This is a genomic window from Njordella calcicola (assembly GCF_056494125.1).
This window is the reverse complement of record NZ_CM151396.1, coordinates 4,914,126-4,940,020: the sequence shown is the minus strand read 5'-3', so window position 1 is coordinate 4,940,020 and position 25,895 is coordinate 4,914,126. Positions and strand designations below refer to the sequence as shown.

The following is a 25,895-nucleotide window of genomic DNA, read 5'->3' as shown; positions in this document are numbered from 1 at the left end:
GGTGCCAAGGTAGTAGGCACACTCCGCTGTGCCGTGACATGGCTTTTCTGCGGACGGCACACAGAGTGATGTCTGCTACTGTTTGCTGCGGCTGACGGTTAAACGAAACGCCCCTCCCCGGTCGCTCGTGGAACTCGCGGCCGACCCTCCCCGAAGGAGGGTGAAGAAGAAACGCGTACGCCTAGCGGCTGACGGTTAAACGAAACACCCCTCCCCGGAAGGAGGTTGAAGAGAGCGGACGGTTGCTGTGGATCTAACGACCGATACTCCGACGCGGACTGGGCTTTACTTGTTCCGGTCGACGTTAGCGGCCTGGCCGAAGGAAACGGCGAGTTGCAACGGGTTTTGGCTAGCTCCGCGCGGACTTCGTTCCCGTGGGTGGCAGCTAAGAGTAGTTGACCCGTGTTCAGTTGGCAAATGGGATGGGCTGAGGCTAATGCAATCAAGATAAGCGGCCATTAGAGGTTCGCAAGCGCCGTTTGGAAAAAGTTCCGATTGTTCCGGTTGATCGCCGCGTGGTTTCTTGGTTACCCCGCGTACGCTTGTCGGCTGACGCTTAAACGAAGGAGGATGCTCGTCGTTTAACCGCGTGCCCATCGGGCCGCGTTACCAACCATCACAAACGCGAAGCGATGCCCGCGCGGTTAAACAATCCCCGTAGGCCGGTAACAAGTAAAGCCCCCCTTTGCCGGAACTTCGGTCGCTTTATCCTGACCAACGTCACTAACCCCGTCGAACGATTATCGATTGGCTTTGCGCAGTTCCGGCAACAACATCGCGACCTTGTTACCGGCCTACGATCCCGCACTCTCTTCACCCTCTCAGCTTGGGAGGGTCGGCCGCGAGTTCCACGTTCGTAGTCCCGGCTTCAGCCGGTCTTAGTTCATAGTCCCGCCGTCAGCCCGTCTTGGTTCGTAGTCCCGGCTTCAGCCGGATGCTCGCTGTGAACACAACTTCATTCCGCCTGAAGGCGGTACTATAAACATCCCTGCGGTCGGAGCCGCAGGGCCACCACCGGACCTGTTCCGGTGGGGCCATGACTGAGCAGCTACAACTCACGATCGATAAAGCATTATTGCCAAGGCAGTTTTGGCTTGCCGAAATTAGAGCGGAACTGACCAAAGTCAGTCAACAGAACCCCGCCACCATCGAAGTCATACAATGGATTATAGCCAGCTTGTCCAGGACTCTTTCCAAATGTAGACCTGAACTGCCCGAACTCGATCAAATCGACGACTCCATCACCCGACGTATCCCCATACAACGCAAAGAAATCGTCGGTCGCGTCATTCCCAAATTCGACGGTATCGCCGCCAACCCCATCTCGATTAGCGTCCAGCATTTGGCCAGAACGTGCTATCAAGGTCCCATTAATGTTCAACTGATAGTAACCATCCACCAAGGCATTGTTCGGTCCCCGAGTAAAGGGACCCGAGAAGCTTAATGTTACCACCGTCTGGCCATTTGAGTTAACGGTAGCATCAGTCGACAGGGGGACGTTACCGCCGTTCACGCCTCGCTTGACGACACTGAACGCGCCGTCTTCGATGGCAACAACTCCATCAATCGTAAAGGAGATTTGCGTGACTTGCGATCGTTGATCGGCACCTTGACCGACCATGACATTACCCACTAGTTCGGGCAGATCGTTGATATGGATCGTTAAGTCCTTTTCAACCGATAAACCACCGCTATCGGTCGATCGAACACGAATCTTGTACGATGACTTTAGCTCAAAATCAAAAGCGGCGATGGTCCTCAATTGATCGCCATCGATAACAAACGAGGAATTGTTTTCGTCCCCATACCCTTCCACCAGCAAATAGGTGAACTCGTCACCGACATCTTCATCGGTTGTCAAAAAGGTGCCAACGACGCTTTGAGCGGGTAAATTCTCATTGATGCTCAATGCACTAAGTGAAACATCAGTTGGAGCGGAATTGGCTGTCCCTTCTAGCTCTAAAGCAAACACCTGCTCGACAGACTCACCTAAGTCATTGGATAACTTAATCCGTAAGTTTAATGTTGAGCCCGCAAGGCCGGACAAAGGCGCGATTAACTTTAGGGCATTATTCTCAATCGTAAAAAACGAATTCCCTGTATCGCCTTCGCCTGTCGCGAACTCGAACGTCGGTGAATTAGAGAACAATGGATCTTCGGTGGAAAGCGTCAACAACTCACTGTCCACCGGAGAAAGTCTGTCGATCGTCAACGTAGACAGGATCGTGCCACCCCGCAGCACCTCGATGTTGCCCTCAAACCCTGGATCGAGCACACTGGGCGTCAGCGCAAAACCTAGGTGGAAACTTACAATTTGAACGGCAATGTTCGGATTTCTAAAGACAACGCTAGTGCTACCGTTGGGCGTAGCAAACAACAGGGCACCATCTTCATTTGCATCTGCGTCTGAAAGCGTCGCATAGGCTGTCGCAGCATCCAGCCGAAGCTGAACGGTATCCACTGAATCGAAATTCGAGACAACCTGCTCTATGTCTTGGTAAGCAATTACAGAGGCTCCGCCCGCATTCCGTGATTGCAGCTTGAAGGCCGCAAGTGATCCATCCGGTCCACCATGCGCCAGGTAACTCAACTGGCTGCCGTAGAGTACGATGCTATCCGAAGACGCCAGAGAGCCGCCGTTCAGCTCGTAGTAATCGGATCGCAAACTCGATTCAATAAAGTGCAATTCAAACGCGGTCGATTCACTATCCGACGAATTTAAAGTCAAAACACTTGGCAAGGCTAGTGTCAAATCACGCACCAGCGCATTGTTTTCCATAACCACCAGTTGATCGAGCGATCTGCTGATCGACACATTATTCAAGGCCTCGCCGCCTGGTAAGGTGACCTCGAATTCATCGTCATTGAGAATGAATCCATACCCATCCGCAACACGTACGGCAACTCCGTCCGGTTGGCTGAGTGACAATAAGAGAAACTCGTCGGATTCCGCAACGTTATCCCCAAGTATATCCACCGTCACAAATCGGCTGGACGTATCTCCTGGCTCCCAAGTCAATATGCCAGAAGTTGCAACATAATCCTCTCCAACGGTTGCTGTTCCATCCTGCGTGGCATAGTTCACGGAGACAGGCAACGAATGTTCTCCCAACATGGCGATCTCAAACACCATCGACGATGTTTGTCCATTCGATCCTTCGATCACAAATGTGTTTAACACTCCAATCGCCGGCGGTATTACATCGCCAACCGTTTGTAGTGGAATGAGCACCGGGAAAGTGGCGCTGTTATAGGCAGCCGTAAGGCTAGCGACGCTTTGAGTTCCTGCACCAATTGCACGTACTTCATTTGCAAATTCGCCGTTCAGAATCTTCTTGATGCGAGTCAAATGCTCTAGGAATGTGCGCGGACTGGAAAATGAGGTGGAAGCCAGGTCGTCCAATTGACCGAGCGCATTGGCAATGACGCCCGACAACTCATCAATTAACGTCGCGTTAGCAGGAGCTTCCTGCTGCGCGTTGACCTCAGTTAAAACCCCGCGAACAAACGAGGTTTCCGATAGAATTGCCGAGCTTCCCTCTGGCAGCACTCGGCTGGCCATTGCATTGAACGCGGTGAGTGCACTCTGCGATATGTCACCCCCAGTTCCTTCTGCAAACTTCCCAGCTAGTATCGCTAAACTGGCAATCTGAATTTGTCTTGCGTAAGCGAGTTCGGCCAGCGGATCTCCATCCAAGATTTGATAAATAGCAAGCCGACTGGTTAGTTCATAGCCAGGAATTCCAAGCGCGTCACTTGTCTTGCTCATCGCCGATGGAATATCCAAGCCGCCACGACGCACAACATGCTCCACCAAGGTCGATAGCGGTGATACACCAAAGTTCCCTGCCGGTGATGTCAAAGGTATCTCCCAAGGCAGTCCTGTCGATGAATCCGTCCCACCCACCAATACTATTCGACCTTCCGATGGTTCCAGAATACCCGAACCATCACGATCAAACTCTGGAGACAACACAAACGCGAATGTGCCGTCGGCGTTTGTGGTCGCAAATGGCTCCAGCGGTTCACCTTCATCATGCCGCAGATTGTCATTCAGATCTAAAAAGTCTCTGACGCCATTGAAGTTCAGGTCGAGGAATCCGGTACTTCCCGCTAACAGGCCTTTAGCCGCCGTTGAAATCATGAGGGAGCCAGTCGACGTAGTTATTTTATCGTTTGTCACCACTCCTGACGCAGTGCTTCCGTTGTCGGAGCCAGTGGCCTTAATTTTGCTCGCTGCCTCAATGCTGAATGGAAATTGGCCAGCCATAATTGGCTCTAAGGGTGATGGAGGAGGAAAAAACAGTTTTGCAAACGGGCTGTATAGCACGCGTGTTGTCTTTGGGACGGACGTCGGCACCGAAACATTGCTAGCTTTCACGATAGTGATTTCGATTGTTTTAGACGGGGAATCGATCGCAATCATCGGTTTAATACCAAGGAAGAATTGGGTTGTACTGGCACCGACATCAATTGAGTTGGTGCCGGGCTTTAGGCCAAATGTGACTTCATAGTCAATCCCTCGCTTCGCAGTACCTCCGAACTCCAAGTCTATTCGGCCGGCAATGCCTGCCACGCCACTCAATTGGATCGGTATGATATGCAGGTTCGCGTCGTAGCTAATCAGCGATCTGTCACCTGCTCCAAAACTTACCACAGGAGGCGTATCGTTATCGAGCAGTTGTACATCATGGCGAGTCAAAAGCTGAACTTTTCCTTCGACAGTTCGAACAATTCTGAAGTACAAATCCTTGGTTGGCTCGGGTCGGTTGTCGTCGACAATGTTCACCGTAAACTGTTTGGTCTTTTCCCCCGGGCTGAAAAACAGTTGCGGGGAACGTGGGTTTAAGCCTGTGAAGGTCACGTCCAAGGGCGAACCAAAAACATTAGCCGTACCTGAAATCTGGACTGGGAAACTGATAGGAATATCAGCGGGCTCATTTAGTGTCGCTGTGATCACGAAAGAACCATCACCTTCCTTAACGCTAGTTGGTCCTGACAAAATGACGTTTCGGTCGTCGTTCTTAACCAAAATATTCGCATGCAGGTCTTTATTATCCGCCAGCAAATTGCCCTTTTCAATCGAAATACCAATCCATTCGTCTCGCTCAACATCATCGTCTGCCAAGATCTCCAATTGTCTCGTGATACTTGTAACACCAGGTGCGAAAACAAAGTTTGAGATGTCGAACAGAAAATCTTGGCTGAATCGAGCAATATTGTCGTTCGAAGGTCTTTGTACGGGCAATGGATCAAACGCATGTGCTGGAAGTTGAATCTTTCCATTTACAATGACTGGATAGACTGGCTTGGGAAGTACTGGCGGTGGCGGTGATGGCGGTGGAATCTGTTCGTATCTCAATCGAACCGGAATCGTCACGGTATCGGCCGATGGTTTGGAAAGGGAAACCGTGACATCTACCGTTCGATTCTGTCCGTTGGATGCTTTACTTTCATAAACTTCTGTTTGCGATACCGTAATCTTCGGTGACAACGAGTCCGAATCAAAGATTCCAACATATGCCCAATCTTGTTCGCCTAAGATGTAGCCAGAGCTGGAGTTCAGAATCAGCGTGAAGGCCTCAAAACCTTCAACGACCCCATCGCTGGCAATTTGGAATGCTCTGGTGACCTCGGTTTGGCCGGGAGCAAAGAAAAACGAAGTGCCCGCTGTACTGGTAAAGTCGCTGCCAAGTTGAGCTGAACCGGAAAACGTATAGTTGACTTCCAACGGTAATGACATGTTCCCGCCGCTGCGAGTCAGCGTTATACTCGCTGTTCCACCCTCCTGGAGCACTTGATTGGATGGGCTCAGTGAAAGCGTCGAGATATCATCGTCTTGAATGAATACCAAATGACGGAACTTGTTTGGGTCCTGCGAAACCGTTGCGTTGGTCACACTGGAAATCTGTGCCAAGACCGACTCGCGACCTTCCGCCAAGGTGTCTTCCACAATTCGGACCGGGATCAACTTGCGGACTTGTCCTGGCAAGAACGTGACGACCGTCTGAGGTGCTGCCATGAAATCGACACCCGCCGTCGCGCCTGAATTGGCAAAGAGTGAAACCGTCGTCGTGACCACTTGATCGGATGGATTGCTTAAGCCTACTGCCACCGCTACCACAACATCGTCTTCCACGATCGTTTGCCATGGATCAGGGAATGAGACAACTGGCAAACTATCATTATCTAAAATGGTGACGGTATGCGTTGGAATCGCGCCATGTCCAATGACCAAAGTCTCCTCCAACGAAACAACAATTGTTTGGTTATTCGGTTGGTAGCGGTCATTGTCCTGCAGATAGACTAGAATCTCCGCTGTTTGCTCTCCCGCCAGGAACGTTACTAGCCCTCGATCTTCATTTCGATTGGCCGCCGCCGTCGCACCCTCAATGGTATAAGGGATACTGGTTAAATCCGACGCCGGTGCATCGAGTTGTACAGTGAGGCGAGTTACTCCAGTTTGTTCAACCACGCTTGAGCTGGCAGACGTAAACGACAGCCGATTGGGCGCAGCAAGCGTCGATACACGAATTGTCGCCGTGTTGGATGACAGTGAACCATCGCTGGCTCGAACCAGCATCACGTCTGAACCCGTGAACCCAGGGTTGGGCGTGTACGTCAACACCCCACCGGTAATCGACGCGCTCCCATGGTTCGGCTCGGTTACGAACTCGTACGACAGCGCATTCCCATCCGGATCGAATCCAGCCAGCGTGTGTGTCAGCATTGCGCCAGGCGTAATGATCGCCGTATGTCCGGTTAAGGTTGGGGCCTCATTCAGCTTGAATAGTTCGCCAGTTCCTTCCAGTGTTCCAATTCCGTACTCGCGAGTATCCGCGGTAAAATACAAACCGCCATTGAAGAGTTTGAACTTTGTAGGATAGCCGCCGGTCGCACCATGCATCAGCTCGACGGCCAGGCCCGTTCCGGCAAGCGTACCATCGGTCGTCCATAGCTCGGGACCACCACTGCCGTTATCCAATCGGAAGTACAGCCGTCCTGCATGAACGATCGATTCGCGAATCGACTCCCATTTCCATCGCTCTACTTCGGGGTCTAAACTTAAATTTGGATCAGGAAAAGCTCCTGGTCGCAAGTTCGCTAAAAATTGCGTACCAGCAACCGTGCCGTTGCTAACCCACAACTCGCGACCATTCACTGGATCGTAAGCTTCATACACCACAACACCACCAAGACTGTTCAGACGCAATGGCAGGTAGCTTATGTCATTTCCATACTCGCCGGGCGTGACCGCAAAATTCGTCAACCGCACCGTCCCCTGCGTCGTGCCATCCGTCGCCCAAAGCTGATGGTTGTTCTCTGCTACCGAAGCGCGGAAGATCAGCTTGCTTTCGACGCCAGCGCCACCCGAATCAGGTCCAGAACTAACAGACACTCCGCCCCCTGGATACGAACTGTCGGGGCCAGGCACTAAGTCGGCAACCATGTAAGTGCCCCCCAAAGTGCCGTTGGTTCGCCACAACTCGTAACCATGCTGCGGCGAGTATCCTGCAAAATACAACGTTGATTCCCAAGGCATCAACGTTCCCCGGCCAACGTTGTCGTGCAATACACTCAGCGGTGGCGTAGTCACTGCCCCAGTCGTCAGCGTGGTATACAAGATCGAATCGGCGACCACATACATATGTTGACCAACGACCTGAATCGACGAAATATCGGGACTCGCACTTCCCGGAACAAACTCTTTGTACAGAGTCGCCCGCGCGTCGCCCAAATCAATCTGCCACATCTCTTCACCGTTGGCAGCCGTCCTTGCAGTGAAGAACAAGCTGTTATTAAACACCGTGAAATTCCGAGGGCTGCTGTTCGCGCTGCCGGGGTTAAGGTCCTTCCAAAGTATCGTGCCACTGACGGTTCCGTCGGTACGCCACAATTCAACGCCTTGAGCGGAAGCAGCCGATGCCGCGAAGTAAACATGGCCATTCCAATGTGCTAAGTTTGTAGGCGAACTGAAGGTAAACGTCCTCAGTACCGTCTTAACACCTGTGTTGCTATTCACCTTCAGCAACTGACGTTGGCCATCGATAATGGCCGAGACGTAAAAATCACTTCCAACAGCCACGTAGTCCACGATGTCCGCCGGTGGCGTTCCCTGCGCTACGTCAATCAAATAAGTCCCGCTGACCGTACCATTGCTAAAGCCCAATTCGGTGCCTATCGCACTGGTGCCTCGGAAGATCACGCCACTGGAGTTCGCGGCTAGGATCTGATCCACGCCATCCAGAACGCCAGGGTTCAAATCCGACAACCGCTGCGTGCCAGCTACCGTCCCATTGGTCTTCCATAGCTCGCGTCCAAAGCCAGCAGTATTTGCTACGAAATACAGATGACTACCCGACGCGGTATAGGAGAATCCGCCTGTGTTGGCAAGCAATTGCGTTCCGGTCGACGTACCATCCGAACCCCAAAGCTGACCATCCCAAGTCTCAAAGACAAACGATCCCGGCAAGCTTGCGAATCGTTGCGGAATCAATCCGAAAGTAGTTCCAGAGTCAAAAACGAGCTGTGTCCCCAAGGCAGTTCCATCGCTGGTGAATAACTCGACTTTGCCATTGCTGCGGGCCGCAAAGTACAGTGCGCCTTGCCATACAAACAATTTCGATTCAATCCCGCTGTTCAATCCTGGTTCGATATCCACGGCCAGCGTCGTTCCTGCGGCTGTCCCATTGGACTTCCACAAGTCATTGCCTTCGAAGCCATCGTTATAGGTAAAGTACAGCAGGCCATCGAACTCGACCATCGAGCCCAATGACGCCATCGAAAACCCATCACTGATTGTTTTTACCAATGTGGTTCCTGCCGCCGTTCCATCAGTTGCGTACAGCCCCAAACCATCCAGTGATGAATTGGAAACAAAGAACGCTTTGCCGCCAGCGACAACGATATCTGCTGGCGGAGCATCTGGACCGAAACTAGGGTCGCTGCTACGAATGATTTGAGTGCCGATCGACGTACCGTTGGTGCGAATCAACGTCGAAGATGTGCTGAATCCATCACCTGGCAAATTGATCAATAAGACATCGTTCAGAACCGCTGACGTATACGTTACGGTCGTCATGCTCATCGAAGCAGGCACCAAACTATTGGACAGCAGTTGAGTACCACTGACTTCGCCGTTAGTCTTCCATAGACTGGTGCCAAAGCTGTCTTGAAAGACCACAATCAATTCGTTCCCAAGGGCAAACACCGCAGAGCTTTCGCCAAACCCAGACGAAATCTCAGCCAGCGTTGCTAGCCGCGTCACCACACTGCCATCGTACGTGAATAAGCCTGTACTGAGGCTGGGAGAGTCCTCATCAGCGAATTCACTAACAAAGACCAGGCGATTGTCGAGAGCCGTCAGATTTCGTGGCGTTCCATTGATGCTGCCGACAGCCAGATCTGCGACCATCGTGGTTCCGTTGATAGTACCATCGGTCGACCAAAGCTCTGAACCATGTTCTGCGGATGAAGCTGCAAAATAAGTCGTATTTTGGATCGTGATCGCTTCGGTCGGGTTCGACGAAATGACCGTTGCGTTTAAGTCTGCGACGATAGCCGCACTTAAGCTAGGCACACTCGTCAGAAGTCGTCGATCTTCCAGCGACTCCACAAGCAGTTTACGAAAATTACGTTTTAGAGATTGTTGTATACGGGACTTAAGCGAGAAACGACCAGTGCGCATAGAGGAACCGTGATGTAAATCAAATACGGGGGCGGGGAACACAGCAGAGTTAGGTGTTCAACAAGGTGGTAGTTTAGCAAGAAAAATTTGTTCAACTAGAAAAGTCGTTACTCATCGATAGGTTTTTTGAAATATTTCGAAACGTGCCGGTTTGCAATTCAGGCTGCCATGGAGCATCTCAACTTCTACCGTATACCATCCTCTCTTCTTCATGCTCCCGATTCGGGAGTGGCGTAGGCCGGTAACAAGTAAAGCCCCCCTTTGCCGGAACTTCGGTCGCTTTATCCTGACCAACGTCACTAACCCAGTCGAACGATTATCGATTGGCTTTGCGCAGTTCCGGCAACAACATCGCGACCTTGTTACCGGCCTACGATCCCGCACTCTCTTCACCCTCTCAGCTTGGGAGGGTCGGCCGCGAGTTCCACGTTCGTAGTCCCGGCTTTAGCCGGTCTTAGTTCATAGTCCCGCCGTCATCCGGTCTTTGTTCGTAGTCCCGGCTTCAGCCGGATGCTTGCTGTAAACACAACTTCATTCCGCCTGAAGGCGGTACTACAAACAGCAGCCGCCCGCCCTCTTCACCCTCCCGATTCGGGAGGGTCGGCCGCGAGTACCACGTTCGTAGTCCCGGCTTCAGCCGGTCTTAGTTCATAGTCCCGCCGTCATCCGGTCTTAGTTCGTAGTCCCGGCTTCAGCCGGATGCTCGCTGTGAACACAACTTCATTCCGCCTGAAGGCGGTACTACAAACAACATCCGCCCGCCCACTTCACCCTCCCGATTCGGGAGGGTCGGCCGCGAGTACCGCGAGCGACCGGGGAGGGAGCGTCATTTCAACGCCCACATACCAATTGATCCAGCATCGTTTTCGTTTAACCGTCAGCCGCTAGGCGTACGCGTTCCTTCTTCACCCTCCCAACTCGGGAGGGTCGGCCGCGAGTTCCGCGAGCGTCCGGGGAGGGGGCAGCATATCAACGCCAACGCACCACATGATCCAGCATCGTTTTCGTTTAACGGTCAGCCGCTAGGCGTACGCGTTCCTTCTTCACCCTCCCAACTCGGGAGGGTCGGCCGCGAGTTCCGCGAGCGTCCGGGGAGGGGGCAGCATATCAACGCCAACGCACCACATGATCCAGCATCGTTTTCGTTTAACCGTCAGCCGCTAGGCGTACGCGTTCCCACTTCACCCTCCCAACTTGGGAGGGTCGGCCGCGAGTTCCCCGAGCGTCCGGGGAGGGAGCAGCATTTGCACGCGCGATAGCCTGATGATCCCGCACCCTCTTCGTTTAACCGCGTGCCCATCGGGCCGCGTCACCAACCATCACAAACATGTAGCGATCCCCACGCGGTTAATCGCAGTGCTTGGCTTTACTGGTTACCAGCCTACATCCCACTCACCAGGCAGAACCAAGAAAAAAATCCTCAAAATGCCCCTTCGTGCCGCTTCAAGCTACAACACGGCGGCATTCAGCCTCTGTAAAATAGAACGCTCGTGCCACGCGATGCAACCTGCTCGCTTGCCAAGCCACACTCAAAACGAAACCTACCCAACCTGTCCAACACCAAACCATCCGCGAGACTCGCTCCCTAATAAAAGTATAAGTACACCAACGGTGCTACCCACGGGAACGAAGTCCGCGCCGTTGACAAGTAAACTCATGGACGATGATGCAACGGCGACAAGCTATCTGCCGGATGGTTGCCCAACGCGATCCAGCGGGCTGATCACCGAAATCCCAGGACGATTCATCTCGTGCCTATAAATCATCGTTGCCGCGACGTCTTGGTGCCCCAGCACCGTGGCCAGATAAGCTTCCAAGGCTCTGACTAATTGCAACCGTTGCCAAGCGGGCCGTCCGGTAGGCCGCATGGATTATAGGTAGCCAATTACCGGTTCGACTTCGATGGAAATTGGCTGTGTATCACTTAAACCGATGGACCGAGCGAACGTGCCCAGTAAGCGTGGGGACCAAAGTTAATCCTTCTTGTCGCGCGTAGCGTTTGCGCTTCGAGCTTTAAACAACCGAATTGGCATGTAGACCTCTTCAATGCAAATTCAAAGTACATACACCACCCGGCCGGGCAAATGCAATTTTGCCATCGACGCTCCTGGCAGTCCAACAAAGCGAAAGTTGCTCAGCGGTCCAAGCGACTGGCAAATTTTTCAGCGGCTGCCCAAAAGCGAGAGTCACTCATGAGTGAAAGCATCAGCGCAAATCTGAGCCGACTCGACCGTCCACCAAAGCCGGGATAAGCAGGAAGTTATCCGGTATTCAAACAAAGGCCAATCAACTTGGCACAGCCTTCGGAACTGCGCAAAATGCGTTCTACCCTGGGATAAAACCTGAGATATCGCGTATCCAGAACCGAACCCGGGATAATTAAAATGATATTTTCGGAAACTGCTGACTCCATAATCGCATTCATTGTGATCGCAGCGACGTCACTCCTTGTACACGTTTGCATATCTCTCGACACTCACACCTGAAACGTCTTTGTTTGCGAATCGAGAAGCAGTGATGCGAATGCGGTTTGCACGATATGCGGGGCGATCCAGATTTGCGGAGTTTCTTTTCTCCCCGATGGCATTCCTGGACCTCATCGTACGTCGTAACTACTGGATTCAATGCGATTCCGTTGCGATAGAGACTGAAAACAAACTGTATCGCGAACATCTCACTGCCGTGAAAAAATTGCCGCGAAAGGTGGGTTGGTGCTCTGGGACTCAAAGAGAGTTCTGGTGTCATTCGTTAGGGGGGCTATAACTGACGCCGAACTTTGCGTCTTCCAGGAATTTGTGGTTGTGGATGATCTCGACTTGGCTGGAACCGACGTGACAGACGCTGGACTCGAGTACCTAACGCAACTGACGGAACTCCGCCACCTCAATGTCAACAAAACTCGTGTAACCGAAGAGGCAATCGCAAAATTTCGGATCCTAATACCGAACTGCTTTGTCTGGAACGGAAAATAACAATCGCATGCACCGGAGTGGTCGATCGAGCGGATTTTAGAAACCAAAGGCTTTTGGCGGTCGCCCGGTGACGGCCGTCGTTCGCCATCAATAGGAGCTCGTCATGAACTACGCACTGATGCCGTTTCCAACGTTCTCCCGCGAAACCGACTACGCACAGGTCGTCCGGACATTCGTGATGGTCTTGCTTTACGTCATCGCGATATTGCTCCGAATGCGATCGGCAATCTCGAACTGCTTAACCACGTCATCGAAGCGCTTCGCGACTTACCATGGAATTTCGCCGTCGATCATTGCCATGAGCAAAACGGCCAACTCCATCTGGCAGTGTTGGCTCATGATCTCGGCCGCAATCTCGACGTCGGCGACAAAATGAACGCTGGCTTCTTCCTGCAAAACTCCGAATCTGGCGACTTCGAAACGTTAGCTTGTGCCCGAGCGTTTCGCGTCTCGTGTGAAAACGGCGCGTTGCTCGAATGCGAAAAGGGGCAATCGTTCACGATCTCAACCGCTGATGCGCCGCCTGCAAATTGGCCACTGAAGATCAAAGCTGTCATCGCTCGTTCATTCAGCGGCGATGGCCTCGATGTTGATCTCGCTCGATTTCGGGCCACTACACAGCAAATGATCATCACGCCCTACGAGTTCTTGTGTCACCTCTCCGCACAGGGGTTAATTAATGACGACGAACAATCGGACATTCAATCTGCATTCACTGATGCAGCCGATTTCACAATGTACGGACTAATCAATGCCGTCACTCAGGTTGCGCATGGCTTGCGCTCGAATGACCAATGGGCTCGAGCATTCCAAATAGAACGGTTGGGCGGAGAAATACTTCGCGGCGACCACAATCTTCCAACGTTCGATCCGGTATTTTCGCGATAAGCTGGCGAACCATCGCATGCACGGGAGCGGCCTTGGCCAGCGGCTTTTGAAATCAACGTCAACTCCCGCTGCCCCGTGAACGCGGATGTTCGTCGATTGAGTTTATTCGGCCTCCTTGGTTGTAAATGCGGAGCCTCAAGTGAAGGCAACATTGACGTACAGTGTTGGTTTCCAGGTTTTGGTCGCCATAATACTCATATTTGCATCGTTTTTTACGGACAAGCTCAATGCCTTCTTTTCGAACCCTTCAACATTCGGTTCTTTGCTCCTGTTCTTTGGTGTCAATCACTTCATTTGCTTTTATACTGATAAGGCAAAGCCAGGACCCCATCGACGGTTGAGGACCTTCTCGATCACGGATGTTTTCGTTTTGATGCTTATCGTAGGCGTTACTTTTGGCGTGGGCAGAGCATATGTGGAAACCGAAAACTGGACTCTCCCTATTGCCCCTATTGCGACGTTTTTGGTTCCGGCGCTCATAGCGTTTTGGCTCCAAAAGCGACTCGAAATCAGCCTTCGAACAGGTGCATTCATAAGCTACTTAGTCTATTTGATTTGGGCATTTTTCGTTGGATTGATCTATTTCAACCATTTCAACCACGTGAATGCCGGGAATCCGAACATCTACCATTTCCCGCCGCTTTCATCCGCCATTGACTGGGTCAAGGATATGGCAGAAATCGCATTGATACCGTCGTCAATTTATCTGCTGGTAACTTTTTTGGCATTAAAAAATGTCCAAAGGATTTCGACTTCCTCCATTCCAATTGTGCAGACAGCATTGGGCGAGCCAGGCGATGCACCCTAGCGACGGTGGGGCGTTTTATTCCCATGGTCGATCACTCGCCGTCGCATGGTGAAAGCGGACGTTCGTCGATGATTAAGATGAGATTTCACATACTTATGATTTTGATGGCGGCAGTTGGTTGCTCAACAGAAAAGCCCGATTACGGGATTTGTATTCAACAACTTAGCGCCGACAACGCTGACTCCGTTGTCGAAAAGGCATTTGGTCGTTTGAAATCGGGCGGTGTGGAATCGATACCTTCTCTGATTCGCAACTTGGCGAATAAATCGGCTGCCAGCACAACATTTTTTCAACGTGAAGAAGTCATCGCAATGGCAGATGGGACATATCAAATCTCAAGTCCCACGATTGGAGCTGCTTGTGAGGACATACTGCGATTAATGTTGGATTTCGAGTGCAGCAACAAGTTAACCTCACACTATTCCGTTATTCAAGCAGAGACATTTTCAGACTGGTGGCGACCAAGGTCACATCAGTCATTGACAACGTTGCAGCGTGAGTGTCGTCAGCAAATGCTAAAAAACATTCGATCCGACATAGAGATCGAAACAAGCGCAGATCGTATTGCAGTCCTGTCGCAGCAGTATGCTTATCTGCAAAAATGCGATCAAGATTAGGACCACAACGAACCATGCGTTGCACCGGTGCCGCGATCCATCCGGCTTTTGCTTTAGAACATCGCCGTGTGCGTCCACGTTACCGCCGTCGTTCTGCCTTCGTAGATTTGACATCGTATGTTGATGCCCACGGAATATGACGATGACATTCTCAAAGTCGAGGGCGCCTCCTATCCTGATGGCACACCGATTCGATCAAGAGTCCATTCCCTTGTATATCCGCCTATCGGTTTCTTTCCATTCGCTGGAACCGGGAACGGCGACTACCACGGATTCTACTGGCCAATTGGGCGCGAAGAATTACCGCCGATGGTTGCCTATAGCAGCCACGATGCTTACGCTTTAATCCCTGAGCATGGTGACATGCCTTCTGCCGGTCGTTGCCAACTTGCTCGCAACGAAGACCGCAAACTTACTTACGAGTTCGAATCCGCTTTTGACTCGGCAAATGTACCGCGACCAACGATCGACATCACGGGTGTCGTTGCTGCAGACGATCACAAATTGTTATTGTCAATTGATCCGAACTCACCCTTCCGGAATTGCGCCGTTGCCGACCAACTGGTCGCAGAGGATCGGCTTGACGACGCGGAATCGCACTATCGCAAAGCAATCGAACTTCTTCCGGAATACGGGGCTGCACACTTCGGACTTGGATATCTACTTCGGCGAACTCGTCGGCAATCGCACGCTTCGATCTACTTGCGTCAGTCGCTTATTTGTCCCCTTGCTTTTTGGGGCGGTTGCTTTTGGGCCGATCACATCCTACCCGGTTCGTTCAGACCAGATTGGGCGCGCAAAGCACTTATGTGGCTCCAACAAATCAGGGAGGTCGATGAATCTATCCGAGACGATCCATTCATGCAAAAGGTTTCGACCCTAACGCTCAAAACCGGTGTTGCGGAGAGCCGAGACTTTGAATTGTCGATTGCAATGGTTGATGAATACGTTCATCGTGGACAAATTCTCGACGCCATTTTTCTATGGCTCAACTTGGGCGACCGGGCGGCACTAAAGACAACATCTTTTCGCGAAAGTTACGGATTTACTGCGACTTCATTTGGCACGCGATTGTCCGAACTATTTCGCCGTGCGGGCGCTGCTCGCCGCGCAAAACTCGTTGAGAATATGATCGCAATGATGGAGAAACCCGACGGACTCTATCTGTAGCATGAAGATGGAAGAACAATGCGATGCACCGAAGTCGCGGGTCGGCCGCTTCCTGAGGGTAGATTTACTGGCCGCGACATCGGTGATCGCGGTCGTTATGCTAAGAGAATCCGCTTGACAGAACCTTCGACTACTGAATTGGCTTCCGGACGTGAGATCGCGTTGGTGCGACTCTACCAGTTCCGAACGTACGAAGGACTCATTGAAGGCTTGCCCACTCACGAGCGCAATGCGAGAATGGTCCCATACATCTGTAACGAAGCCGCGGAACTTTGGAAAATCAAGGTTCATTTGATCGAACCATCGGAAACGACAATTGAGTATGACGGGAAATATCCTTTTGGCACCCCAGCTACTCTGCCAGGGACGGTTTGCTTTGGGCGTTTCTCATCTTTGCAGCCAGCACGGGACAAAAGCAAGGATGGATCTGAATTGACAATCGTATGGTTTCAGAACAACTTTGCCTTTCCGATTGATGATTCCGTGAGGCAAGCGATTCGGACATTAGACTGGGACTCGATCGCAGTGGACTACCTGCACTGAAAGCGTAACAATGGCATGTACACGAAGCACTCGGTCGGCCGTTTTGACTTGCGTTGAGTCAACTGCTCGGGCTGGGTGATTGCCGCCGTTATTTGGCAAATGCAAACGAACCACAACTTTTACTGTAGGTCGGACGAAGCTCCAACAGGCTGACCCTAGGTGACTCAACGCGTATGAATCTATTCCCATTCATCTTTATCTGGAGCGGCCTCGGGCTTGTGGGTTCATTTCTACTGCTCACAAAATCGGCGCGTCCCGAACGGGCGTTGTTTGTTGTCTTATTCTCGCTACCTCACGCGGTGATTTTCGGTCCTTTGTTCTTGCTCATTAACCTAGCTAGTCGTCCGCAGAAAATTTGTCCATATTGCCAGTCAAGTATTGATCAGGCTGCCAGGGTGTGTGCAAAATGCACCAGAGCGCTACCGATTGATGGCTGAAACCGAAATGGAATCGGCAAGAAACCAAGTAATTAAACCATGCACCGAAGTGGCCGATTGGCGGCGTTTGACTTTATCGACATCTTTGGCGGAGGCTCGGTGATGGGTGTCGTTCGTCGATTTAAGTTTTATACTGCAAATTGACGCTATGTGCTCAATCTTGTTGGCTATTGCAGCAGACTTATTTGGCTCGCACCAGGACATGAACGGCGCAACTGATTACAAGAACGAAAGACTGCGCGTCAAAAAGCGGCAGTTTGGCATAGCACCGATTATGCTCGGGACGGCGTTCGTCGCATTCGCGATCTCCGCCGTTAAACTTTTTCCGTCAATTTGGTATGCTCTCTTCATAGGAGCGTTCGTGTTTGCCTTCATTGGCCCATTCGCAATTCTCTTCACAGCCATTGCATTCAGCCCGGAAAAAGAGGGACAATTACAGATCTCGTGTATGCCCGTCAAGGTATTGCTTGTAATTTGGATGCTTTGTCTGCTTCAACTTGCTATTGTGGTTGGTATGGTCTACTTTGGACTTCTGCGTTGATCACGTGTTTTTTCGCATGTTTGGTTTTGCTTCTCAACGCCGCTATAAACATGAAACTGCTAACGACGAACAATGCGTTGCACCGAAGACGAGTAAATAGCAATTTTTGAGAATTTAGGTTTATCGCTGCGTCTCGGTGACGGCGGACATTATTCCGCTAAAGAAATCTCTTTAGCCAATCCAAAAAAACTCGGTTGTAGCGTTTTCTCACAGGTGCAATGGTTCTTGGTTGCTGCTGGTGGTTAGCCTACTCTGTTTATTGGCAACTGGGATGGCGGCACTACGATGCAGGTGGTGGCGTCAGAATTCACGACCCTATTAATGCCGCCGAAATGGAATTAACAGTGGGAGATTTCAGAACTGCCGCGCGCATTAACCCTTGGGGCATCTCATCCAGAAATTACGCGGGAAAGTCGTTAATTGAACTCGGACACTATGAAGATGCCATATCTGAATTTGACTCATCGTTGGCGATTTAGTCGCGATCTTTTACCGCACACTATCGGAAATCATACGCGTTGATGAAACTCAAACGATATTCAGAGATGGCCGAATCGCTACAACGGGCAATCGACATTCAAGGAACTCTTGAATCGGTCGTGCGATTCAGAAGAGAGTTCGCGGATGTTCAGAACGAACCCTTCATGGTACCATTTCAGGACCAATACTAAAGTAGTTGCGGAATAACAACGGGTTGAAAACGGGGCCGTGGGTCGGGTTGGTTTGGAAATCAGTATCAATCGCGCCGACCCGCTGATGTGTAGCGTTAAGTCGCTGAAACAATGAACGAGCAACCTACGGACTTTTCCCTACCTGCTGGCGAAGCGACACTGCTATGCACATGTGGATTTCAAACTGAACCATTCTGCTTCATCGAGGAGCTTTATCGCTGTCGACATTGCAAGACGGTTGACCGACCACTTAGGGTTCCATTCCGCTACGTGACACCTCAATGCACACATTGCAACAAACAATTTCAAACAACAGACCTAATACGGGCATCGAATATGCGAGCCCGGTATCTTAACGCCAGGGAGTTCGGCAATCACGAGGCGGACAATACGCAATGCCCACAATGCGGCGAAAAATCACTTGCTGTCAATAGTCTCGGGATTGACTATCATTGCATGGAAACTAACACCGTCGTTCCAGCGGTTGGCGAAACAATGCACGCATTTATGATGGCATCATGCGGTGAGTTTTTCCTTTCTTCGCCGAGACTTGCACATCACTATTCCTCTCGCTTCCGAATCGTGAACGCGGCACCTGCCGAAATTGGCAATGGCCATCACGAATTCCGTATAGTTGCCGTCAATGATGAATCGCCGCGTTTGGATCTCGAATACGTCCGCCGTTTGTCGCCAAACGAATGGAATTGGCTATACTGAATCACTGACGCAAAATAACAAGGCGTTAGACGCGGAGTGGCCGATCGCGCCAATCATGAAGTCAATGTTGATTGGCGGCGGCCCGGTCAACGCCGCCGTTCTGCAACAATGAAGTTCTTAATAAAACTCACGATCATGCTTGGATTAGCGATTTCGATTGCTACAAGCGTTCTACTTGTTTCACGATTAGAACGCTCTCCTGTAGTCGAGTTGTCTATGGATAATTCCCTGACCGTCTTGGATCAAACAACTGATCCATTGCTTCGAGCCTTGCACCTGAACAGCCTGCAAGCGGGGCAAGATGTCGAGCAGGTTATCGAACTACGTGAACCGATTACTAGCAAAGAAATAGGGCCATATCAAATCCTCAATTTTGAACCAGACGGTTTCTCGTGGACTACAGTCATTGCGCGTGATCGCAAACTTGTTTCAGCCTATGCAGGATCTTGCACCTGGATGCGAACTTTTTTCGATGTAATTGCAGAAGAAGATCGAGCGAGGATTTGGCGCATAAATTCGAGCGAGTATGTTATGAAGCGATTTCCTGAACTATCGGAGAAAATGGAACAAGAGATAGAGAAGGAACTCAGAGGATTTAAATAGGAAGATTGCAGAACAAGGAGTTGCACCGAAAACGCTTGACCTGCCGATTTGAGAATTTAGGTTTAACGCCGCGTCTCGGTGAACGCAGCCGTTTGTCGAATTGACAGAAATGCAAGACATAATTGCTTCGACTACCTTCGACTGCCGCGACAAACATGGTGCTGTATTTGTTGCAACGCTCGAGATCGGCCGACCTCTGGAAGGGACAACTCTAAACGGAAGATCGTACGTTGAATGTCCAATTGCATTTGAACCGTTATTCCCCGAAACTCGAAATGGCGGCGAAGACTCTTTTCAATCATTGTGCCTTGCGATCGATTTGGTTCGGAAGGCACTACGAGCATTCGTTGCGCATGGAGGAATCGTATACTTTCGTGGCACGCGCTCACCGATTGATGTAAATGACCCATCGTTTTCACCAATCTCAGAACCGATTCGTGCGGTATACTTGACCGATCCTCCAGACGGACCAGATGAATCGAGGAGTTGGCCTAACCGAACCCTGGATTCCGACTGATCGACGAACAATGCGTTGCACCGAAGTGGCACTCAGTGCGTTACTGAACAAGAAAGCATTCAATGTGCCAATCTGTGAACGCTGTGTCAATCGGTGAACTTGGACGTTATTTTACTTTGGATGCCACATTGACCACAAGAAGCATTTTACTGGTCGTTACTTTCGTTGCACTGGGATTTGCTGGGATCCTTACTCTCGAACGTATACTTGTTGCTACGTTGTCGACTTTTCTTGCGATCCAGCTCATTCTCTCTTTGCTAATGATATTCGTAACTAGTGAGGAAGAGCGGCCATATTGGATTGGCTACGCGATTTTTGGTATTGGATTTTATTACTTGGTAGGCGGGCTTGCGCATCGCGAATTCTACTCGCTTCCTGGGACCCTTACTGAATACCTTCTTTCCTGCACTTTAGGGGATTGTTGGAATAGCGTGCTAGGCTTATGCCGCTAGGGCCAAGAGTCTTTCGAATCGGTCGCGTATTTTTGATGGATCGGCGGCAGATTGGAGATCTCTCAAAAATACTTCGCGCAGCATTTTCCGGGCTATTCCTCGCCGGCGGTCATTGTGCGAAGGACGGCGAGTTGGATTGTCCCATGGACGATCGCTTCGGTCCACCAGTTGTTCACTCGTGTGATCCCAACACTCCAATTCAACCAGTGTATACAACCATCCGCACAGGTTCCAGCAGCCAATGCTCGACCACACGTTACGAACTTGTTGCTCACCTGCACCCCAGATTTCTTTGACGTCATGAAAATGCTCTTCGATCGCCCACCGATCCGACGCTGTCTTCAGAATCATCTCGACGCTCATCAAAGCGTCAGTGCTAACGTACGCCGCCCAATTACCCCTGGTGTATTCCAGCAGTACCACTCGAACTGTCCCACCCACAACTTGGCTTGTCGCCAAAAATGTCTTGTAGCGACGCTCGACCATAACGCCGCGACAACAGTAGCTAATCGTTTTCCAACCTCGACGATTAGTCGCTCGCTTTTTGAGGCTGATACGGTTCTTGCCGTATTTGCGAGGCCGACCACGCTGTCCGGTTTTGTTCACGGGAAGCTCAAACAGCTTGGCGTCACTACGCAGCCTCGTCACTATGATCGCCCCTTCGGCAATCAGCGGTCGGATCAACACCATCGCTGCATACGCTCCGTCGAACACGACGATGAACCCAGCCTTGCTTCCCAGGGCTCTAAGGGTCCGCATCACTTTTCGGCAGAGCTCCAAGGCGAGTTCGTGTTTAGTGCGAAATTCCCATTCATATCGCTGTTTCAGCTTGGTGATGTCAACTTCGCGAACGTACAACATCGACAATATGGGCAGCGCGATTATGCCAAACAGCGGACGGCTTATCAGCATCGCCAAGCAGACCCAGTTGTGTCCGTAGAGCCAGTCTCCATCACCCGGGCCAGGAGTCGGATTGTGGTGAATGTTGGCCGCCTCCACGCATGGCCCAAATCGTCTGGTTGGCGAATCGTCGATGGCCATCGTCCAGTAACCTTTTTCACCAGGATCAAACTTTCTGAGGATTACCCCAAGAACCGCAAACGCCAACGCAGCGGCGTTCTTGCCGACGGATTGAAGCAGTTCATAAAAGCGATCCCAATCGTCTTTGACACCCGCACATCGAAACCAACTGGCGGCCGTCCGGCGACCTCCGGCCAGCAAAGCTCCGGCAACAACAATCGGCAGCCGGAACGCGATTCGCTTGTCCAGCAAGCTGCTCATGGCGGTAGTGAGTGTGGCTATACCGCCCAGCAGTGGCACGCTGGCAGCTTCAGTGGATTGACGATTCGGATTGGCCGTAACCAACCTCTGCCGTTTGTCGTGTTGAGACGACGTGGATTTCGCAGCATGTTGAGCTTGTGGAGGTCTGCCGGAGTGTTTACGCTTAGCCATCCTTGGCCCTTTGTGGATGATTGGTTTGGTGTGGTAACCTCCAATTTCCCGAAGGGCCTTTTTCGTGGCAAGATCAATCCTCGACTTGATTGATGAGATTCCCTAAAGTGCAGTTCTTTCTCCAAATGGTGCATACACCAACTGGAATCCGAATGAACGCTTGACTCGAAATACCGACTATAGATACTTCCTGAATGATTCCAGATATCAGGATGCTGCATCAACTAGAATTCGTTACATCGGAAATTGTGTTTTCAATGTCTTGTTTGCTATAGCCGGTGGTGTAATTGCAAAATTGCTATACAAACGAAAGCACTACATAATAGCAAGGCGTTGCACCGACGACGCGTAAATGGCTGGTTTTGAGAATTTAGTTTATCGCCGCGGCCCGGTGAACGGTGCCGCTCTGCGTTTGAATGGATTCACTGATGCAACGAATCACGCTTCTACTCACTTTGCTCGTTGTTTGCGGATGCCAGTCACTTTCATCGCATCGAATACGGGCCGACAATCGCGATGATATGATTCACGGCGTTTCAAATCGGATTCCAATCGGGACTCCGTTGGCAACCGCCCGGGCCGAAATGGAAAAAGCAAGATTCAAATGCGACCTGCTCGTCGATGCTTCGTTTTCTGAAAGCCCAGGAATCATCGGTGATGAGCGTGAATACAAATCCATTTCGAACTCTCGATTTCTTAGATGCCACCGAACAGAGAGCGCAGGATTCTTGGTATCCCACATATGGTCTGTTGCTCTCGTACTCGATGATGACGATAATGTCACGGACCTACTTGTCCTTCACCAAATGGACGGTCCGTAATTTGACGAAGGAAGAACAATGGGATGCACACGAAGCCGCCGATCACGCGGTTTGCCAATTGCGAGCGGATGTCCAGCGACTCGGTGCTCCCTGTCGTTCTCCTCACCGATGACTGACATGAACGCAAGCACCGATGCAATCTGGAAGAATGTTCTAGACGAGATGAAGGATCTATCCAATTGCGAAAGTCGCTTTACGCTGCAGCGTGCCGTTGACGTTTTTGAGAGGGCATGTGCGAAAGAAATCCCAGATGACATTACAAAGTCCTTAAAGTTTTCCGCGAACATCAAGCGGAGTACAAAGTTCTCCATCATCCAGATATTTATGAGCTACGGAATCGGAATCAATCTGTTTGAACGAGATGAACGCGGGCAAACATTTTGCGCCGAGATCGAGCTGAGATGTTGGATTCCCGTTCGTTGGTTATGGGACGATTTGATCATAGTAGATGACAGTGAAGGCGGAGTTTACGTCGATTTTTTTCCGATGATACGTGACACATTTCTGTTCGCTTGCTATGCAGAATGCTATCCAGTTTCCTCGCGTTTTTGTAATTTTGGGCCGGCTGAATATGAAAAGAAACTTCGCGAACTCTTGTTAGAACTTAGTGAGGCTGGAGTGTTGTCAGTAAACTTTGACTGAGCTACCCAGTATCAACCAAAAAATGGGATGCTAGGCGAACAAGACGATCGAGATAGGAGCCCGGTTACCCGGGACCCCTCTCACACCACCGGACATGCGGGTCCGCATCCGGCGGTTCGAACCTCGCTGGTAAACGCGGTATCGGAGGTGCAGAGCGAGTTGGCGGCGGGTGACATTGGAGGTGGCATCCGCTCGCGTCGGTCTGGTTCCTACACTTAGCTTAAGGCTGGCTTTGCCGTGGCCGCCGATTCCGATTGATCTCGACTGAGACTCCAAAGAGCACGTGGCTTTGTGATGCTCGGCTTCCGTGGGAATGCGCAAGCTAGCTTCTATGTGTTTCGGACGGTTCGAGGTTATGGCTAGTTCTTCCTTAACAAGATTCGTTTGGCCCTTCCTGTTTCGATTGGACTTCGAAGATCAGTACTACGGCCGCTGCTGACTTCTGTTGATGTGCGAGCAAAGTCGCCTTTGCAACGCCCTGAGTTTCGGTCGCAAGGACTTACGTTTTCAGGCAGGGACATCGGCAGATCTCCCCAAATAAGAGCGTGAATTATCCCTGCACAAGCTCCGCATCTACCAATCCTCCGTTTCCGATTTGCCTTCGCGTTCTCATGCACGCTCGGCTAGAGCGACCGGCCTCTATGCGGTTTCTGTACGTAACCTCGCAGGTCTTGGCGAGAAACCATCCGAGTGGGGTAGTGACGCACTGATGGCGGTCGACAGACTCGGCGCTTACCCATGGTTTCGCAGGCTTCCTTCCCACGCCCGGTCGCCCGGGTCGCAGTTGCCTTCGCCTCGTGTCTGTTTCTTACGAGCTATTCATTTGGTATACTGACTCCTGTAAGAATATCGGAACTAAACACAGGGGACTGAGAACTCTCGCGAGCTCCGCACCCCACAAACTCACGCCCATGTTGGGCGTACATGCACCCGAGTTGCCGACTGCGCGGTTTGTCAATGGAGAGCGTGTCTCCGGCGGCTCGGTGATCGCCAGCGTTATGCCAATCAATTTGAGGCACACACCCAATGCGAACAATTGACCTACGCGAGGACGCCAAAGTTTTCCGTCGCGAACTCGAATCAAACGTCAAAACAATTGCCGCTGCCAAACCAGCGTCACTGTCTGCGATTGAAATCGGCTATTCGTGCGATCAATCTGGATGGATTTTCATTCACGCGGATGCGCGTCCCCAACATCAACGCGATGGGCAATGGACGACAAAGCTCGACGAAGACCGACAAATCGATTTTGGTCACTGGATCGAGGCAATCGAATCCAGTTTCGAAGGCGAAGATTTTACTGTGATCAAGATTGATGGAACACAATTCGTTGTTCCTGCGTTACAGGAGGACGCCGAAGAAGAGAGCGAGGATGGTGATGACCCATTTACTGTTGCAATAGGCGAAATGATCTTGGACGTCCTTTTGAATGCAAAAGCGGATGGGGGGTTCATGCCTCTCAAATCCTATGGCGACGTTCAACTCGATATTGAGGACTTCAATGGCGGTTGGGGCTGGCCGGAATACGACGACCTCGGCAAGACAAATCTGGCATAACCAAGCGGTCAACCGAAGTCGCCGATAACGCGTTTCTTGAAATCAAAGTTTTTTGGCGGCGACTCGTTTACCGCCGTCGTTATTGCACAAGGATGAGGCGATGAGCAAACTAGCAGCTCTGTTCTTGCTCGTGACTGGTTGGTCTGTATGCGCTGCCCAAGAGGAGTCTCCCTTCTCGGTTTCGGATTTTTGCAAAATCACCCGCGATCCAGAAAAGCCTGGCTACGTAAGGATCCAATATGAACCGAGACCTAGAGCATGGAATCGCGGCCCCATCTTTGAAAGAAAATTACCATCCGACGCGCCACCTCGAATTGAGATTGAACCTCCGCAAGATCATCCGTTTACGACTACGCCGAGAAACGCGCGCGACGGCAGATTGACGGCGTTCTTTTCGACAATCCCTAGTCGTCAGAGGGGTTTAATAGCGTGGAAACAAAACGGGCAGGAACTTGACCTTGACCAACTTTGGCAATTGGCCGAAAAGCCCATTCGAGGCGTTCTATTGCGTGATAAACCTAGCGACTGGAATCGTCTTGCCGAGTACGCCGCTTACCTTGATGTGAACGTGGTTTTCATATACCCCGGGCCGCTACTTAGTGCAATTGAACGCTCGAGACGCTAGAATTGCAATAACAATCCATTGGACACTAAGCCCTCGATCGGCCGTTTTGACTTGCGTTGAGTCAACTGCTCGGGCTCGGTCAATGGCACCGTTCGTCGGTGAAAATGTTGGTGGATTTTCATGCTTGGAATGCTTGCGTTCGCCACTGGCTATATGAATCAATTACAACAAATG

General features: G+C 51.2%; 15 protein-coding genes. 11 read left to right on the top strand and 4 right to left on the bottom strand.

The features are described from left to right. Positions 1 to 1,072: 1,072 nt before the first annotated feature. The gene (locus SH302x_RS19125; RefSeq protein WP_479364136.1) at positions 1,073 to 9,688 is read right to left on the bottom strand and encodes a Calx-beta domain-containing protein; all 8,616 of its coding nucleotides are present in this window, start codon (positions 9,686 to 9,688) and stop codon (positions 1,073 to 1,075) included. A 1,682-nt stretch (positions 9,689 to 11,370) separates the two neighbouring features. Next, on the bottom strand, positions 11,371 to 11,556 hold the full coding sequence (locus tag SH302x_RS19120; RefSeq protein ID WP_479364135.1) for a hypothetical protein: 186 nt from the start codon (positions 11,554 to 11,556) through the stop codon (positions 11,371 to 11,373). Positions 11,557 to 12,990: 1,434 nt separating this feature from the next. Here SH302x_RS19120 and SH302x_RS19115 point away from each other — a divergent pair. The 7 genes from SH302x_RS19115 to SH302x_RS19085 all read left to right on the top strand — a co-directional run bounded on the left by SH302x_RS19115 (position 12,991) and on the right by SH302x_RS19085 (position 19,655). Further along, entirely contained in the window at positions 12,991 to 13,548 is a 558-nt protein-coding gene (locus tag SH302x_RS19115) for a hypothetical protein (RefSeq protein ID WP_479364134.1), read from the top strand. A gap of 139 nt (positions 13,549 to 13,687) precedes the next feature. Further along, positions 13,688 to 14,356, top strand: a complete 669-nt coding sequence (locus SH302x_RS19110) for a hypothetical protein (RefSeq protein WP_479364132.1) — start codon at positions 13,688 to 13,690, stop codon at positions 14,354 to 14,356. A 68-nt stretch (positions 14,357 to 14,424) separates the two neighbouring features. Continuing rightward, positions 14,425 to 14,973 (top strand): hypothetical protein, encoded by a 549-nt coding sequence (locus tag SH302x_RS19105; RefSeq protein WP_479364131.1) that lies wholly within the window; start codon positions 14,425 to 14,427, stop codon positions 14,971 to 14,973. 117 nt (positions 14,974 to 15,090) lie between these two features. Next, on the top strand, positions 15,091 to 16,143 hold the full coding sequence (locus tag SH302x_RS19100) for an SMI1/KNR4 family protein (RefSeq protein WP_479364130.1): 1,053 nt from the start codon (positions 15,091 to 15,093) through the stop codon (positions 16,141 to 16,143). 18 nt (positions 16,144 to 16,161) lie between these two features. Further along, positions 16,162 to 16,686, top strand: coding sequence for a hypothetical protein (locus SH302x_RS19095; protein ID WP_479364128.1), 525 nt, complete (start codon positions 16,162 to 16,164; stop codon positions 16,684 to 16,686). 597 nt (positions 16,687 to 17,283) lie between these two features. Beyond that, a complete protein-coding gene (locus SH302x_RS19090) occupies positions 17,284 to 17,664 on the top strand; it encodes a hypothetical protein (protein ID WP_479364127.1) in 381 nt (126 codons plus the stop codon). A 1,424-nt stretch (positions 17,665 to 19,088) separates the two neighbouring features. Then, positions 19,089 to 19,655 carry a hypothetical protein gene (locus tag SH302x_RS19085; RefSeq protein WP_479364125.1) on the top strand — a complete coding sequence of 189 codons (567 nt, stop codon included), beginning with the start codon at positions 19,089 to 19,091 and terminating at the stop codon, positions 19,653 to 19,655. 957 nt (positions 19,656 to 20,612) lie between these two features. On the opposite strand, the gene SH302x_RS19080 is transcribed toward SH302x_RS19085, so the two are convergent. Further along, positions 20,613 to 22,076: an IS701 family transposase gene (locus tag SH302x_RS19080; RefSeq protein WP_479363345.1), complete on the bottom strand. Its 1,464-nt coding sequence runs from the start codon at positions 22,074 to 22,076 to the stop codon at positions 20,613 to 20,615. A gap of 657 nt (positions 22,077 to 22,733) precedes the next feature. Between SH302x_RS19080 and SH302x_RS19075 the strand changes: the two genes are divergently transcribed. From SH302x_RS19075 to SH302x_RS19060, 4 genes are all read left to right on the top strand, one after another. Continuing rightward, entirely contained in the window at positions 22,734 to 23,009 is a 276-nt protein-coding gene (locus tag SH302x_RS19075) for a hypothetical protein (RefSeq protein ID WP_479364124.1), read from the top strand. Between the two features lie 5 nt (positions 23,010 to 23,014). After that, positions 23,015 to 23,539, top strand: coding sequence for a hypothetical protein (locus SH302x_RS19070; RefSeq protein WP_479364123.1), 525 nt, complete (start codon positions 23,015 to 23,017; stop codon positions 23,537 to 23,539). A gap of 911 nt (positions 23,540 to 24,450) precedes the next feature. Continuing rightward, on the top strand, positions 24,451 to 24,579 hold the full coding sequence (locus SH302x_RS19065) for a hypothetical protein (RefSeq protein WP_479364121.1): 129 nt from the start codon (positions 24,451 to 24,453) through the stop codon (positions 24,577 to 24,579). Then, positions 24,566 to 25,096: a hypothetical protein gene (locus tag SH302x_RS19060; protein ID WP_479364119.1), complete on the top strand. Its 531-nt coding sequence runs from the start codon at positions 24,566 to 24,568 to the stop codon at positions 25,094 to 25,096. Before SH302x_RS19065 ends, SH302x_RS19060 begins: the two co-directional genes overlap by 14 nt. Before the next feature lie 621 nt (positions 25,097 to 25,717). On the opposite strand, the gene SH302x_RS19055 is transcribed toward SH302x_RS19060, so the two are convergent. Next, positions 25,718 to 25,843 carry a hypothetical protein gene (locus tag SH302x_RS19055; RefSeq protein ID WP_479364118.1) on the bottom strand — a complete coding sequence of 42 codons (126 nt, stop codon included), beginning with the start codon at positions 25,841 to 25,843 and terminating at the stop codon, positions 25,718 to 25,720. Positions 25,844 to 25,895: the final 52 nt, after the last annotated feature.

Coding starts and splice junctions, on each gene's coding strand:
- SH302x_RS19100 (WP_479364130.1), top strand. CDS start 15,091: ATGTTGATGCCCACGGAATATGACGATGACATTCTCAAAGTCGAGGGC.
- SH302x_RS19120 (WP_479364135.1), bottom strand. CDS start 11,556: ATGCGGCCTACCGGACGGCCCGCTTGGCAACGGTTGCAATTAGTCAGA.
- SH302x_RS19055 (WP_479364118.1), bottom strand. CDS start 25,843: ATGAAAATCCACCAACATTTTCACCGACGAACGGTGCCATTGACCGAG.
- SH302x_RS19060 (WP_479364119.1), top strand. CDS start 24,566: ATGCGAACAATTGACCTACGCGAGGACGCCAAAGTTTTCCGTCGCGAA.
- SH302x_RS19125 (WP_479364136.1), bottom strand. CDS start 9,688: ATGCGCACTGGTCGTTTCTCGCTTAAGTCCCGTATACAACAATCTCTA.
- SH302x_RS19105 (WP_479364131.1), top strand. CDS start 14,425: ATGATTAAGATGAGATTTCACATACTTATGATTTTGATGGCGGCAGTT.
- SH302x_RS19070 (WP_479364123.1), top strand. CDS start 23,015: ATGAACGCAAGCACCGATGCAATCTGGAAGAATGTTCTAGACGAGATG.
- SH302x_RS19080 (WP_479363345.1), bottom strand. CDS start 22,076: ATGGCTAAGCGTAAACACTCCGGCAGACCTCCACAAGCTCAACATGCT.
- SH302x_RS19065 (WP_479364121.1), top strand. CDS start 24,451: ATGTTGGGCGTACATGCACCCGAGTTGCCGACTGCGCGGTTTGTCAAT.
- SH302x_RS19095 (WP_479364128.1), top strand. CDS start 16,162: ATGCGATGCACCGAAGTCGCGGGTCGGCCGCTTCCTGAGGGTAGATTT.
- SH302x_RS19075 (WP_479364124.1), top strand. CDS start 22,734: ATGAGCGTGAATACAAATCCATTTCGAACTCTCGATTTCTTAGATGCC.